17 protein-coding genes are annotated in these 13,976 nt (G+C 61.5%); 3 read left to right on the top strand and 14 right to left on the bottom strand.

The features are described 5' to 3' along the window. The 6 genes from AAE029_RS33020 to AAE029_RS32995 all read right to left on the bottom strand — a co-directional run bounded on the left by AAE029_RS33020 (position 1) and on the right by AAE029_RS32995 (position 5,191). A complete protein-coding gene (locus AAE029_RS33020) occupies positions 1-1,776 on the bottom strand; it encodes a Na(+)/H(+) antiporter subunit D (RefSeq protein WP_371077157.1) in 1,776 nt (591 codons plus the stop codon). Next, positions 1,769-2,023 (bottom strand): hypothetical protein, encoded by a 255-nt coding sequence (locus tag AAE029_RS33015; RefSeq protein ID WP_371077156.1) that lies wholly within the window; start codon positions 2,021-2,023, stop codon positions 1,769-1,771. The genes AAE029_RS33020 and AAE029_RS33015 overlap by 8 nt, the downstream gene beginning before the upstream one ends. After that, positions 2,020-3,483, bottom strand: a complete 1,464-nt coding sequence (locus AAE029_RS33010) for a monovalent cation/H+ antiporter subunit D family protein (protein ID WP_371077155.1) — start codon at positions 3,481-3,483, stop codon at positions 2,020-2,022. The genes AAE029_RS33015 and AAE029_RS33010 overlap by 4 nt, the downstream gene beginning before the upstream one ends. A gap of 4 nt (positions 3,484-3,487) precedes the next feature. Next, complete coding sequence (gene nuoK / locus AAE029_RS33005; RefSeq protein WP_074071540.1) at positions 3,488-3,790, bottom strand: NADH-quinone oxidoreductase subunit NuoK; 303 nt, start codon at positions 3,788-3,790, stop codon at positions 3,488-3,490. After that, positions 3,790-4,290: an NADH-quinone oxidoreductase subunit J gene (locus tag AAE029_RS33000; protein ID WP_371077154.1), complete on the bottom strand. Its 501-nt coding sequence runs from the start codon at positions 4,288-4,290 to the stop codon at positions 3,790-3,792. The genes nuoK and AAE029_RS33000 overlap by 1 nt, the downstream gene beginning before the upstream one ends. A gap of 316 nt (positions 4,291-4,606) precedes the next feature. After that, complete coding sequence (locus AAE029_RS32995; protein ID WP_371077153.1) at positions 4,607-5,191, bottom strand: NADPH-dependent FMN reductase; 585 nt, start codon at positions 5,189-5,191, stop codon at positions 4,607-4,609. Positions 5,192-5,436: 245 nt separating this feature from the next. Here AAE029_RS32995 and AAE029_RS32990 point away from each other — a divergent pair, with 245 nt between their 5' ends. Continuing rightward, on the top strand, positions 5,437-5,637 hold the full coding sequence (locus AAE029_RS32990) for a hypothetical protein (protein ID WP_371077152.1): 201 nt from the start codon (positions 5,437-5,439) through the stop codon (positions 5,635-5,637). Between the two features lie 185 nt (positions 5,638-5,822). On the opposite strand, the gene AAE029_RS32985 is transcribed toward AAE029_RS32990, so the two are convergent. Further along, positions 5,823-6,491: a TetR/AcrR family transcriptional regulator gene (locus tag AAE029_RS32985; RefSeq protein ID WP_371077151.1), complete on the bottom strand. Its 669-nt coding sequence runs from the start codon at positions 6,489-6,491 to the stop codon at positions 5,823-5,825. Positions 6,492-6,584: 93 nt separating this feature from the next. Between AAE029_RS32985 and AAE029_RS32980 the strand changes: the two genes are divergently transcribed. Next, positions 6,585-7,205: an NAD(P)H-dependent oxidoreductase gene (locus tag AAE029_RS32980; RefSeq protein ID WP_371077150.1), complete on the top strand. Its 621-nt coding sequence runs from the start codon at positions 6,585-6,587 to the stop codon at positions 7,203-7,205. A gap of 43 nt (positions 7,206-7,248) precedes the next feature. On the opposite strand, the gene AAE029_RS32975 is transcribed toward AAE029_RS32980, so the two are convergent. Both AAE029_RS32975 and AAE029_RS32970 read right to left on the bottom strand, forming a co-directional pair. Then, entirely contained in the window at positions 7,249-7,473 is a 225-nt protein-coding gene (locus tag AAE029_RS32975) for a DUF2798 domain-containing protein (RefSeq protein WP_371077149.1), read from the bottom strand. Between the two features lies 1 nt (position 7,474). Continuing rightward, a complete protein-coding gene (locus AAE029_RS32970) occupies positions 7,475-7,900 on the bottom strand; it encodes an ester cyclase (RefSeq protein ID WP_371077148.1) in 426 nt (141 codons plus the stop codon). 111 nt (positions 7,901-8,011) lie between these two features. On the opposite strand from AAE029_RS32970, the gene AAE029_RS32965 reads away from it, so the two are divergent. Then, the gene (locus AAE029_RS32965; protein WP_371077147.1) at positions 8,012-8,926 is read left to right on the top strand and encodes a LysR family transcriptional regulator; all 915 of its coding nucleotides are present in this window, start codon (positions 8,012-8,014) and stop codon (positions 8,924-8,926) included. Positions 8,927-9,225: 299 nt separating this feature from the next. Here AAE029_RS32965 and AAE029_RS32960 read toward each other — a convergent pair whose 3' ends face one another. The 5 genes from AAE029_RS32960 to AAE029_RS32940 all read right to left on the bottom strand — a co-directional run bounded on the left by AAE029_RS32960 (position 9,226) and on the right by AAE029_RS32940 (position 13,938). After that, entirely contained in the window at positions 9,226-9,591 is a 366-nt protein-coding gene (locus AAE029_RS32960) for a RidA family protein (RefSeq protein ID WP_371077146.1), read from the bottom strand. A gap of 26 nt (positions 9,592-9,617) precedes the next feature. Continuing rightward, entirely contained in the window at positions 9,618-10,433 is an 816-nt protein-coding gene (locus AAE029_RS32955) for an ABC transporter permease (protein WP_371077145.1), read from the bottom strand. Beyond that, positions 10,433-11,689 (bottom strand): ABC transporter permease, encoded by a 1,257-nt coding sequence (locus tag AAE029_RS32950; RefSeq protein ID WP_371077144.1) that lies wholly within the window; start codon positions 11,687-11,689, stop codon positions 10,433-10,435. Before AAE029_RS32950 ends, AAE029_RS32955 begins: the two co-directional genes overlap by 1 nt. 73 nt (positions 11,690-11,762) lie before the next feature. Further along, positions 11,763-12,812: an ABC transporter substrate-binding protein gene (locus AAE029_RS32945; protein WP_371077143.1), complete on the bottom strand. Its 1,050-nt coding sequence runs from the start codon at positions 12,810-12,812 to the stop codon at positions 11,763-11,765. A 43-nt stretch (positions 12,813-12,855) separates the two neighbouring features. After that, on the bottom strand, positions 12,856-13,938 hold the full coding sequence (locus tag AAE029_RS32940; RefSeq protein ID WP_371077142.1) for an ABC transporter ATP-binding protein: 1,083 nt from the start codon (positions 13,936-13,938) through the stop codon (positions 12,856-12,858). Between the last annotated feature and the right edge of the window lie 38 nt (positions 13,939-13,976).

The raw sequence follows: 13,976 nt of genomic DNA, 5'->3' as shown, positions 1-13,976 counted from the left end.
CTACCGCCAAGCCACGGCGAAGACGACGGTGGCTGCCACCAGACCGACGAGCATCGCCAGCACGTAGTGGGTCACGACACCCGTCTGGAGCCGCCTGAGTCGCCCGCCGCCGCGCAGGATGGAGTGAGCGACACCGTTTACGATGCCATCCACGCCGGCAAGATCGAGCCGCAGTCCCGCCCGCGCCGCCCCATGCAGGAAGGGCAGCGCCGCCGTCTCGGACACGCTGCTCACCGCCTGCTCATAGCGCGCCAGCGGCCTTTCGGCGATCCACATGAAGGTCCGCGCGCCCTTGCGGTAGAACCAGTCGGTATCGAGACTGATCGTGTTCTCGGGATCGAGCGCCCAGAGGAACAGCACGAAGCCGAGCGCGGTGAACATTAGCAGCCCGAGGCTCTCCATGACATGCTGGCCCGTATAGGGTTGGAAATCGACCGGATAGGGCAGAAGCGCATAGAGCGGCTCAGGGAACACTCCGATCGCGATGCAAAGCACCGCCGCCATGCCCATCGCAATCAGCATGTTGCGCGGCGGCTCCCGTGCCTCCAGTTTCTGGTCCGTGCCGAAGAACATGTAATAGGGAAGCTTCAACCCAGTGTGCAGGAACGTTCCTGACGATGCCATCGTCAGCGCCAGCACCACCAGCGCACGGTGATCCGCTCCGGCGGCGGCGATCACCATCGATTTCGTGACGAAGCCCGAGAAAAACGGAAATGCCGAAATCGCGAAAGCGCCGACCATGTAGAGCGCCACGGTCAGCGGCATGGTCTTGTAGAGCCCGCCGAGCTCGGTGAGCTTGCGCCGACCGGTGACATAGATCACCGCCCCTGCCCCCATGAACAGCAGCGCCTTGTAGAGAATATGCGCAAAGGCATGGCTGGCGGCTCCGTTCACCGCCATCTCGGTGCCGATGCCGACACCCGCCACCATGTAGCCCACCTGGCTGACGATGTGATAGGCGAGAAGCCGCCGACAGTCGTTCTCCAGCACCGCGTAGATGACGCCGTAGAGCGCCATGATTGTGCCGAGCCAAACCAGAAGCTCGGTCCCCGGAAAGGCCCGCGCCAGCACATAGACGGCGGTCTTGGTGGTAAACGCGCTCATGAACACCGCCCCGGTGACGGTCGCCTCCGGATAGGCGTCGGTCAGCCAGGCATTGAGCGGCGGCACCGCCGCATTCAGGATGAAGCCCGCGAGGATCAGGTAGTCGCCCACACCCATTCCCCCGCCGGTCGGCTCCCCCGCGATCGGGCCGAAAAGCAGTGAACCGGTGGCAAACCCGTGGGAAATGATGCCGCCGAGCAGGACGACGCCGCCGCTGATATGGACCATGAGATAGCGGAACCCGGCCCGGATCGCCGGCCCGCCGCGCTGCGCAAAGACCAGATAGGCGGAAGCGAATGCCATGCCTTCCCAGAACAGATAAAGTGTCAGGTAGTCACCGGCAAACACCACGCCGAGTGCGCTGCCGACATAGACGAATGCCGCCACATGCTGGCCGGCATCCGTCAGGTGCAGCGCATAGACCATGCCGATCAGCGCCATTATGGTGAAGACGGTGGCGAAGACGATGCTGAGCTTGTCGACCTTCGCGATCAGGATCTCCTGCCCTATGAACCGCGTTTGGCCATAGCTGCCCGGCTCCATCGCAAGCACGGCAAGGATCGCCAGAGCCGGGATCAAAAGCAGGTACGCCTTGCGGATAGACCCGCTGAGGAAAGGGATCGGCAGAGCGCCGAGAACGAAGAGAAGGGCCGGATGGATGAAGTCAGTCATAATAATCCTCGCGCCGCATCAGTCCGACCCGATGGCCGAGGAACTTGGAAACGAAGATGAGCAGCACGCAGGAGGCGAAGCCGTAGACAGCGGACCAGCCCGGCAGGCTGTCCCACAGATATTCGGCGTGTTCGCGAGAGACCAGAAAGTCGGCGGCGACGATCAGGACGAGCACCAGATAGAACAGTCGGCGCCGTGGCCTCGCATATTCCTCGTCACCAAAGAAGTCGACGACACGCTTGATCATTTGATCACTCCGTCTGCCAGGGTGAGAAAATAGCCCGGGAAAATGCCCATCAGTACCGACAGGATGGCGGTCGCGACCAGCGGGATCGTGACCAACGGAATCTCACGGACCGTCGTCCGGCTCTCCTGCGTCTCCGCCTGGAAGAAAGCGGCATAGCTGACCGGCAGGAAATAGGCGGCGTTCAGGACCGAGCTCACCAGGAGCACGATCAGGAACGCAGTCTCTCCCGCCGCCACGGCCCCCTCCGCCAAATACCACTTGCTGACGAAGCCCGCGGTCGGCGGTATCCCGATCATGCTCAGCGACGCGACGAAAAAGGCCCCCATCGTCCAGGGCAGCCTGCGGCCGATGCCGGCCATGTCGCTGATCTTGCGCTTTCCCGACGCGCAATAGATCGACCCGGCGCAGAAAAAGAGCGTGATCTTTGAGAATGCATGCGCCGCGATATGGATGATCCCGCCGACCATGGCGACCGGCGACAGCAGAACCGCGCCCAGCACGATATAGGAGAGCTGGCTCACCGTCGAATAGGCAAGTCTCGCCTTCAGGTCGTCCCGCGTGAGCGCATAGACCGACGCCATCAGGATCGTGAACGAGACCAGATAGGCCGTGGCGATGCCGAGCCCCAGCCCGCCTACCAGCCCGACGCCGAAGACATGGAACACCACCCGCAGCACGCAGAACACGCCCATCTTGACCACGGCAACGGCATGCAGGAGCGCGCTGACCGGTGTCGGCGCGACCATGGCGGCCGGCAGCCAGGCGTGCATCGGCATCACCGCTGCCTTGGCGAAGCCGAACAGATAGCAGAAATAGATGACCGTCAGCAGCGCCGCCGAGGCATTGGCGCCCGCAAGCAACCCTCCCGGCACGAAGTTGAGCGACCCGGTGATCGAGTAGGTCAGCGCCAGCGCCGCAAGCAGCACGCTTTTCGACGCGCCCATGAGATACACCAGGTACTTGCGGCTGCCTGCCCATCCCTCTTCGTCCTCGTGGTGATAGACGAGCGGATAGGTGACGAGGCTCAGCGCCTCGTAGAAGATCACGAGCGTGAACAGATTGGCGGCGAAGGCGCCCCCGACGGCGGCCGCGAGGCTGGTGGCGAAACAGGCGAAGAACCGGGTCTGCGCATGCTCGTTCAGGTGCCGCATGTAACCGATGGAATAGATCGCCGCCACGATCCAGAGAAGCGACGAAACGGTAGCGAACACCATGCCGAGCGCATCGGCGCGGAAAGCGAAATCGATCCCCGGCAGCACCTCGAACAGGCGCAGATCGACGGTTCCGCCCGAAAGCACCGTGGGCGCCATCGAGGCGACGATCGCAAACAGGACGATCGCAGCCAGCGGCGAGATGAGATCGCGGAGTTTCTCACGGTTGTTCAGTAGGAGAATTGCAATGGCCGCCAAACCCGGAACGGCGACGGCAACCAGCGGCCGGATCGATAGCACCGGGTCCAAGCCGCTATCCTTTCATCATGGTCACGTCGTCGACCTTGAGAGTGGATTTATTCCTCACAAGGGCGACAAGGATGCCGAGGGCGACGGCAACCTCCGCCGCGGTAATCGCTATGACGAAGATGGCGAAGATCTGCCCGCGGAAGTCGTCGTAGATGCGCCCGAAGGCGATGAAATTGATGTTGACCGAGTTAAGCAGCAACTCCAGCGACATCAGCACGACCAGAATATTGCGCCTGAGCAGCACGCCCGCCGCACCGATCACGAACAGGACCACTCCGAGCAGAATATACCAGGAGAGCGGAACCATCACCGCGACTCCTTCCGCGCCAGCACGATGGCGCCGACGAGGGCCGCCAGCAGGATCACGGAGGCGACTTCGAACGGCAGGAGATAGTCGGAAAAAAGCGTCGTGGCGAGTTGTCTGATCTGATCGCCATCGCCAATAACGGCGGGCTCCGCGACCGAAAAACGGTTGCTCCAGAGGACCAGCACGAACATCTCGACCCCAAGCAGGACGAGCAGCACCAGAGCCGGCAGGTTGCCGCCCGGCAAGAACCGCTGCAGCACCGCTTCGCGCACGTCGATCATCATGATCACGAACAGGAAAAGGACCATGATCGCGCCGACATAGACGAAGATCTGGATGACCGCGAGCAGCGGTGCCTCGAGCAAGACGAAGATTGCCGAGATTTGCAGGAAACACGCCATCAGCGCCAATGCGCTGTGCACCGGATTGCGCGCCAGGACGACGGTCAGGGCCGTGATCACGGACACCGCAGCAAACAGAAGAAAGAACCCCTGACCCATCGACGCGACCCTCCCACGCGAGCTGTCACTCGGCGCGAGACGGCCGGATCAGAGATAGCTCCGCACTTCAGGTGCATTCATAAAGTGTGCCCTAGAGCGCTGCGCGTTCGTTCGAACGCGCAAAGGACGCTCTAGCTCTTTAAATTCTAAAGCATCTTTCTGCGTCCAAGGGACGTCACTTGAACACAGGATGCTCTAGTATCGGATTTTTCACAAGATTTTTGTCATGGACGAGCAAGGCCGAGCCGATCCGAATTTGGAGAAAGCCAAGCGTCGTCGTCCGCAATCAGGCAAGCCCATGGGGCCTCCCCGTCTGTCATGACGCACGTGCGCGCGCCGTCTTCAAGACCTCCGTCCACCACAGGAGATCGGTGATCATTGCGTCGGCGGGCTTTTCAAGCTCGGCCAATCCGGCCTCGACATCACCCCCTTTGAAGTGAGCAAAGAAGGTGGGAACGGGAATATGGACCGATGGACGGATCGAGACGATCTGAAGCTCGACGAGGGTTTCGCGAAGCTGCTGGACGCTGCGCGCGCCCATGGCGGAGCCATAGCTCACGAAGCCCGCGGGCTTGCGGTTCCACTCGGGATAGACCCAGTCGAGCGCATTCTTGAGCACCGCGGGCGGGCCGAAATTATACTCGGGCGTGACGAAGACGAAGCCGTCGGACTGCGCGATCGCAGCAGTCCATTTCTGCACGACCTCATGCGTGTAAGGTGCGCGGCCCGGTGTGGCCGGGGTTACCGGCTGATCGAAGAAGGGCATCGGGAAGTCGCGCAGGTCGAGAAGCCGGGCGTCCACGCCGTCGCGCTTCTTCAGCTGCTGCAGGATCCACTTCGCGGGTTTTTCGCCAAAACGGCCCTCGCGGATGCTTCCGATAATGACGGAAATGACGGTCATGCTCTTGCTCCTTTTTTGCCGCCGGATGCGAGCCCGCTATCCAATCCTTGTCCGGTTTAATTAGATGCCGCTGTCATGTCGGCAAGTTCGCAAGCATCGGATTCGATGAGAGTTGTTTGCCTCTCACCCTAACCCTCTCCGCGCAAGCGGGGCGAGGGAACCAGCAGGCGACGGTGGCGACAGATTATGCGGAACATTTTCCCATCCCCCGCTTTATCCGCCTCATGGAAAGAGGAGGTATGCCCATGGGCCAGATACCTACCTTGCGACGTCGGGCCACCCGCGGGCGACCCTATTCGCTGGAGGAGTTTACCGCGAAATACCGACTTGACCCCGAGGAGGGCAAGGATCTCTATATTCGCTTCGGCCCCTCGTCGATCGAGCTCGACCTGCTGATGGCCGCCAAGCGGAGACCGCCGCGCATGCCTGAAGTCCTTACCGAATAGGAACCATCCATGACGCCGCGCCAGGTGCTGTTGATTCTGATCGTCCTGACAGCCCTTGCGATGATATGGCTTGCGGTCCTCAGGATGTAAGCCGCTTCCACTCTTCCCCGGGAATAAGGCGCCTGAAGGGCTGATGATGCCCGTTCGACGCGTCATGCCCCTTCATGCGCACGATCAGGCCCGGCTCATGGCCGACCAGGCAATCGATCTGCCATGGTGACGCGATCAGTACCGCCGTGCGCGCTTCTGGCAACCATCGCGAGGATTGTTTCGAAGAGTTCGTCCTGCGCCTGCGCGGCCGTGATTTCTCCCGTCGCGGCGGCATAAGATAGAGCCTCCGCGGCACCGAGCATCGCCCAAAGACCAGCTGAAGCGATAGCACCAGGTCCTGCGAATGGGGCAAGGACGGCCCGACACTTCTCGATGAACACGACCTCGTATTCACGCTTGATCTTTTCCAATTCCGGCGAACCGGCCAGCGCCGCTATAATGCCTGATATCTCCCGACCCTGCAGAAGCACGCAATCCACATAAGAAGACGCAATGACCGCGGCCCTGTCCGCCAAGGTCGCTTCGCTCTCCTCGAGCGCGCAATCCATGAGCGCAGTCTGACGCGCGTCGAATTCCCGATAGAGCGCCGCGAGCAGCCCGGGCCGCGTGTCGAAATGGTCGTAGACGACGGGTTTTGTAACACCCGACTGCTCGGCAAGCCGCCCAAGCGACAAGGCTTCCGTTCCCTCCTCCCGGATCAGCCGCCATGCGACGTCCAGAAGCTGGCGATGTCGCTCCTCCCTCGACAACCGGCGACGCGGCCGCGAATTGGAAGCCTGTTCTCTCGTTTCGGCGCTTGACATACTAACTTACCAAAAGTAACCTACTAAACGTAACTTACCAAAAGTATATAGGCGCTGGCCTTCGTCCGCAATTAGAAATCGGGAGTCTTCGACATGCACACGCTCATCGTTATCGCGCATCCCGATCCGAGATCGCTCAGCCATAGCGTCGCCGCGCATGTTGCCGAGGGCGTGTCCCTGTCGGGTCCGGACAACTCCTTCGAAATCGCAGATCTCGCGGCAGAAGGCTTCGATCCGAGGTTCACCGCGGCCGATCTCGCCGTCCATCGCAGGGAGGCGCCGCCCCTCGCCGACGTTGCTGTCGAACAAGCAAGGATCGATCGCGCCGATGCCCTTGTGCTGGTCTATCCCGTCTACTGGTGGTCGATGCCGGGGCTTCTCAAGGGATGGATCGATCGTGTGTTCGCCAATGGCTGGGCTTATGACGAGAGCCCCGATACCAGACTGATGAAGAAGCTTCGCCACCTCCGGGTTCATCTGATCGCCATTGGCGGCGCCAATCTGCGAACCTATGCGCGACACGGCTATTTCGGCGCCATGAAGACGCAGATCGATCATGGGATCTTCGACTACTGCGGCGCACGCGTCGTGACGTCGGAGCTCCTGCTCCAATCCGAAGCGCAAGATCCGGCTTCCCATTTGGACGCCGCGCGCGCCATCGGCCGCAATCTCTTCAAGACATCGCAGCAATGCGAGGCGGCCGACGCAGCATGACGTCCCAGCGCAGCCACCAGACCTACGGGAACATCTTACCGCCTCAGTCCGTGATCGCCTCCGCAAGCCTGCGGACAAGCGGAGCCGCGATCACGACAACGGGCAGCATGATCGCCCAGGAGAAGAGATAGGCCCGCAGCCAATGGGCGATAAAACTCCCCTCCGCGTAGAAGGGAAGGCTCGCGATCGCCGCAGCAATAGCGCAGGTGATCCCCGACTGGATGACGCCGAAGGCGAAATGGCGGTATTTCCTCGGAATCCTGGGCATCTCAGGCGACGTGCTCGACCCCGGCGAGGCTGCGATGCACCTCGAGCGCGTTGCGCTCCACCCAGTTATGCTGCAGGAGCCCGTCCTCGCGCACGTGCATGACGGCAGTCCCGATCATGGAGATCGGCGCGCCGCGGACCGGCATGCCCATGAAGCCGTTGTTTTTGCCGGTGACCATCCAGCGGGTGACGACGCGGTCGCCTGTTTCGTTCTGGAAAATCTCGACGACCGTGAATTCGAAGTCGTCGATGCTCGCAAGAAAGGCCGCGATCCATGTCTTGAAAGCTTCCCGCGAGCGGATCTCGACGCCGCCCGTGGTGATGCCGAAGTCCTCCGCCACCAGCCGGTCGACGGCATCGGGGTTCTTCGACTGCCACACCTCACGCCAGAAGTTCTCGACCACTTCGACCGAATTTCTCGTTGCCATATCCAATCTCCTTTGCGCGCGTTGCGCGTTCGTTTCCGGCGTGATTGTTGGAGATTGCCATGAAGAAGACAAACGAATAATATTAATTGTATCTAGTCGAAAGGCTAATCGATGACAGCAATACCCGATCTCGAGCCGGACCTGCTGAGGGCCTTCGTGGCGGTCGCCGAGACTGGCAGCTTCACCGCCGCCGCCGAGGTGATCGGCCGCTCGCAATCGGCGGTCAGCCAGAAGGTGCTCCGGCTCGAGGACATTCTGCAGATGCGCGTCTTCGACAGGACCAGCCGTTCCCTGAGCCTGACGCGCGATGGCGAGCGGCTTCTCGTGGCGGGCAAGCGGCTGCTTGCCCACTATGAGAACTTCATGCAGGAGCTGCGCGATCCCCCCAAGGTTTCCGTCCTGAGGCTCGGCATCTCGGAAAACCTGGTCCAGACGCAGCTCCCCCGGCTGCTCTCCAGCTTCAGTCACCGCTATCCGGACGTGCAACTGGAACTGACGACGGCCACAAGCGAGGAGCTTCTCGCCGACTACGATGCTGACCGTCTCGACATCGTCATCGCCAAGACGCGCAAGGACGGCTCCCCCCATCCCGGCCGCGTCATCTGGCGCGAGCCGCTGGTTTGGCTCGCCGGTCCCGATTACCGCGCCGACAACCGCAGGCCCGCCCGTCTGGTGATGATGCGCCCGCCCTGCATCTATCGCGCCGTCATGACGGAGTCGCTGGATGCGATCGGCCGCGAATGGGTAACGGCCTGCACCGCCAGCAACCTCCTCGGCATCCAGGCCGCCGTCCTCGGCGGCCTCGGCGTCACCGTTCTCGGCAAATCCTTCGCCCAGAACGGCATGAAGGTGCTGCCGCCTTCGGAACACTGGCCGGCGCTGCCGACCGCCGAAGTCTCCGTCATCGGCGGGACCCCGGAAATGCAGCATATCGTCCGGCCGCTGGTGACGCTCCTGACCGAGTCGCTGCTGGAAAGCGCCAGCCTGACCCTGGATACACCGCTTGCGGCCGTTAACGAGCGGTGATGCCCGGTAGAAGAAGAAACTCGAAGGGCGGATGAGGAGGGAATCGCCGCACACAATTACGCCGATCTGCAGCCATCGGATTCGCTGAAAGTACCCCCTCACCCTGCCCTCTCCCCGAGGGGAGAGGGGACAACGGAGCCAGCCGCGAACTCCCCTTCCCCGGCGGGGAGAAGGTGGCCCGAAGGGTCGGATGAGGGGGCTTCGCCGCACGGCAAGTACGCCGAGCCCCAGCCATCGGATTCGCCGAAAGTTCTCTCTGCGGGCAGCGTTCATGCCAGCCACGATACCCAAAACCCTCCTTACAATGCCGCGTCAGTTCCCGCCGCAATGATCCCAATCTCGACGGAAAACTCCTTGCTGGCGAGTTCTGCTTCAACCGTGGCTCTCGCTGGCGCCTGGCCCGGTGGCAGCCAGGCGTCCCAGACCGTGTTCATTTCCTCGAAGGTCGACATGTCCTGAAGCCAGATGGTGGCGCTGAGGATACGGGTTGGATCGCTTCCTGCATTCTCCAGGAGCCTTACGATCCGCGACAGGATGTTCGTGGTCTGCTCGCGAACGGACGCGCCTGGAGCATCGAGCGCGACTTGCCCTGCGAGAAAGACGAAACCGCCATAGGCCACGGCCTGGCTCATCCGTTTTCCGGTTTCGTAGCGTTGGATCTGCATGGTCCGTATCTCCCCCAATCCTGATCTCAATGTGCAACCCTCTGCCGCTCCGCGCGCCGCTGCAGCCACTGGAGGGTGGCGAGAAACAGCGTTGAGAACAGGATGAGCAGGGTCGCGACTGCGGCAATTGTCGGGCTCAACGTCTCGCGCACGCCGCTCCACATTTGCCGCGGCAAGGTGCGTTGTTCCGAACCGGAGATGAAAAGCGCAATCACCACCTCGTCGAACGAGGTCACGAAGGCGAAAAGCGCGCCGGAGGCCACGCCCGGCGCAATGATTGGCAGCATGATGCGCAATGTCGCCGCGACCGGCGGCGCGCCGAGGCTCGATGCGGCTCGCATCAGATTGTAATCGAAGCTCGCAAGCGTGGCCGTGACCGTGATGACCACGAAGGGCGCACCGAGCGCCGTATGCGCAAGCACCAGGCCGGTCAGGCTGTTGAGCAGCCCTACGGCGGCAAAAGCGTAGTAGATGCCGACCGCCGAGACGATGACCGGCACGATCATCGGTGAGATCAGAATGGCGGTCAGCGTTGCGCGCGCCGGACAGGCCGGCCGGCTGAGGCCGATCGCCGCAAGCGTGCCAAGAACCGTCGACAGGAGCGTGGCGAAAACGGCGACGATGATGCTGTTCCTGAGCGCCAGTTGCCACACGTTGGATTCGAAAAACTCCTGATACCATCGAAGCGACAGGCCGGGCATTGGATAGGTGAAGAAGGGTTCGGCATTGAATGACAAGGGCATGATCGCGGCGATTGGCGCGATCAGGAACAGGATCACCAGGCCGCCTGCAAGCCACAGGAGAACAGAAAACATCCGCGGGAAGGAAAGCAAATCTCGCATCACCCTATCCTCAGTCGGTCGATGCCGACGATACGGTTGTAGACGGCATAGAGAATGAGCACGGCCACGAGCAGAATGGCGCTCAGGGCGGCTGCCATCCCCCAATTGGTCACCTGGTTGGCATAATAGGCGATGAAATAGCTGATCATCTGGTCTCCCGGACCACCAACCAGTGCCGGGGTGATGTAGTAGCCGAGCGCCAAGATGAAGACGAGCAGCCCGCCGGCGCTGACCCCCGGCATGCTCATTGGCAGGTAGACCCGAAGGAAGGCGGACACCGGCGGCGCGCCCAGCGAGGAGGCGGCGCGCAGATAGACAGGAGGAATGCTCTTCATGACGCTGTAGATCGGCAGCACCATGAAAGGCAGCAGGATATGCGTCATGGCGATCAGCACGCCGATGCGATTGTAGATCAGGTCGAGCGGCTGTGACGGATCGATCAATCCCAGCCAGGCAAGCGCCGAATTGATGACGCCGCGGCTTTGCAGCAGCACCACCCAGGCGCTCGTCCGTACCAGGAGCGACGTCCAGAACGGCAGAAGCACAAGAATGAGCAGCGTGTTGGCGACCGCTCCCTTCGACCGGGCGATGAGGGCCGCCAGCGGATAGCCCAGAAAGAGGCAGATGAGGGTTACCGAGGCGCTGACGACGAAGGTGCGGATCAGGACGTCGACATGAACGGCGTTGTCAGGCGCGACCTTGGTGATTGCACCTGATGCGTCGCGCTCGAGATCGACTGAAGCGAGGAGATAGTAGTCGGTATATGCGGGCGATGCGTTCTTGATAATCTGCCAATAATGCGGACCCTCCCATTTGGGATCGACCGCAAGAAAGGCGGCCTTGAACGGCGGCTTTGCCTCGCGGATTGTGCGGGCGGTCTTCAAGAGCATCGAGCGCATGCCTGTTTCATAATAATTGAGACGCTTGGCCACCTCCGCGATCTGGTCACGGGGCGATTGTTTCAGATCGGCGGCGAAAGCGGCAAACAGCGCTTCATCCGGCGGGGACTGCTCATCCCATGCGGAAAGAGCGGACATGGTGGATGGCAAGGCCGCGGAGGCCGCCCTGTTGTCGACCGCGCGCGTCAGCAACAGGGCAATCGGCAGCACGAAGACGAGCAACAGGAAGATCAGGAGAGGCGCGATGAGCAGCAGCGCCCTGAGCTGCGCCTTGCTGCGTGCTGCGCGCAGATGCTTCACCCTCACATGGCTGGCAACGGCTGCCTCTTCGCTCTCGTTCGTTATCGCAATCGCCATGGCTGACGTCTTCCCGGAAAAGAGAAAGGGACGGACGAGCCTTGGGGGAACAATGCCCGCCCGCCAAATCGAGTTATTGCGCGAGCCACTTGTAGAAGCGCTCGGTCAATTCCTCGTCATGATCGGCCCAGAACTCGGACGAGACGACAAATGCGGTCTTCGTGTTTTCCGGCGCGGTCGGCAGGTCAGCGAGAATATCCGGCGGAATCTTCGCGATTGCCGCTTTAAGGGTCGGGCCATAGGAGATGTATTTGGATTGCTGCGCCATCACGTCGGGATTGACGGTGAAGGCAACGAACTTGTCGGCAAGCTCCTTGTTCTTCGAGCCTTTCGGCTCCGCCCAGAGGTTGAAGTCCATGCCCTGGCCATCCCAGACGATCTTGAAATTCTTGCCGCTGTTCTTGACGGCATCATAGATGCGGCCGTTCCATGCCGTCGTCATGGCGACCTCGCCATCGGCGAGCAGCTGCGGCGGCTGCGCACCCGCCGTCCACCAGACCTTCACATCCTTCTTGATCGTGTCGAGCTTCTTGAATGCACGATCGACACCTTCCTTCGTCCCGAGCACGTCATAGACTTCGGAAGGTTTGACGCCATCGGCAATGAGCGCAAACTCCAATGTCGTCTTGGGGGATTTGCGCAGGGCGCGCGGTCCGGGGAACTTGGCCGTGTCGAACAGATCGGCCATTGTCTTCGGTCCGCCATTCGGAAACTTGTCGGCGTCATAGGCATAGATAGTGCCGAAGACGATCGTCGCGACGGCGCAATCCATTGCCGCGCCGTCGATGAACGCCTCCTTGCCACCGAGCTTGGAATAGTCGATCGTCTCCAGCCAGCCTTCGTCGCAGCCCTGCAACGCATGGCTGGGTTCGACATCGACGACGTCCCAGGTAACCTGGCCGGTCTCGACCATGCCCTTCAGCTTGGCGGTCGATCCATCCCATTCATCCTGCAGGATCTTGGTGCCGGTCTTTGCGGCGAAGGGTTTGAAATAGGTCTCTTCCTGGCTCTTGGTGTAGGCACCGCCCCAGGACGTGACTGTCAGCGTATCGCCGGCAATCGCTGCTCCTGCGACAGCCAGAGTCATGACGGAAGTGAGAAGCATGCAATTGAAACGCATCATGGTGGTTCCCCTTTTTGTTGCTGCGTTCGCAAAAAATGAGTGCTCAGGAGAGCGCGAGTGCCCGGCAGTCGTCCGGAGCCCAGCCGATCACGGCATTCGAACCGGGCGCGTGAACCGCGATATCCTGTGCAGCGGCAATCTTGATGCAGACGTCGTCGCTGCCGCAGGCGGCGACCCGCAACCTCACATGGTCGCCGTGATAGATGATCTCCTTGAGCCTGGCGGCGAAGCGGTTCGCTATGTCGGCCGATGGCGCCAGCAGGATGCGCTCGGGCCTCAGGACCAATGTTGCCCGCGCGCCCTCCTTCAATCCCTCGCCCGCATGAGCGGTGATGACCGAACCGTCAGGCGTGCGAATCTTGCAGATCGAATTTCCAAGCGCCACGACCTCCCCCGCAATCGCGTTGTTCTCGCCGATGAAGGTGGCGACGAAGGGATTTGCCGGCATCTCGTAGAGCGCATGCGGAGCGGCGACCTGCTGAAGGATGCCGTCATTGAATACGCCGACCCGATCCGACATGGTCAAAGCCTCGCTCTGGTCATGGGTGACGTAGACGACATTGATGCCAAGCCGGGCGTGCAGGTGCTTGATCTCGAGCTGCATGTGCTCGCGAAGCTGCTTGTCCAGCGCGCCAAGCGGCTCGTCCATCAGGACGAGCTGCGGTTCGAACACAAGAGCGCGCGCAAGCGCGATGCGCTGCTGCTGCCCGCCGGAAAGCTGGCTTGGCCGCCGGGATTCGAAATTTCCCATCCGCACCATGTCGAGGGCGCGACGAACGCGCTCGGCAATTTCTGCCTTGCTGAGACGGCGCATCCTCAGCGGAAAGGCGACGTTCTCGCCGACAGTCATATGCGGAAAGAGGGCATAATTCTGGAAAACCACACCAATATTGCGGCGATGCGGCGGAACGCTGTCGATCCGGTTGTCGTCCAGCGTGATCGTACCGTCGGTCGGAGCTTCGAAGCCCGCCAGCATCATCAAAGTCGTTGTCTTGCCGGAGCCGGAAGGGCCGAGAAGCGTCAGGAACTCGCCCTTGGCGACATCAAGATCGAGGCCGCGCACCACATAACTCACGCCGTCATAGGATTTCCGCACGCCTTCGAAAGCAATGAAGCGCTCGCTCATATGTCCTCCTTTGCATCGGCGGGTCCCTTGCCTCTTTG

The organism is Sinorhizobium sp. CB7 (genome assembly GCF_041357635.1).
GTDB lineage: Bacteria > Pseudomonadota > Alphaproteobacteria > Rhizobiales > Rhizobiaceae > Rhizobium.
The sequence above is the reverse complement of the archived record's forward strand: the minus strand, read 5'-3'. Positions and strand labels throughout refer to the sequence as shown.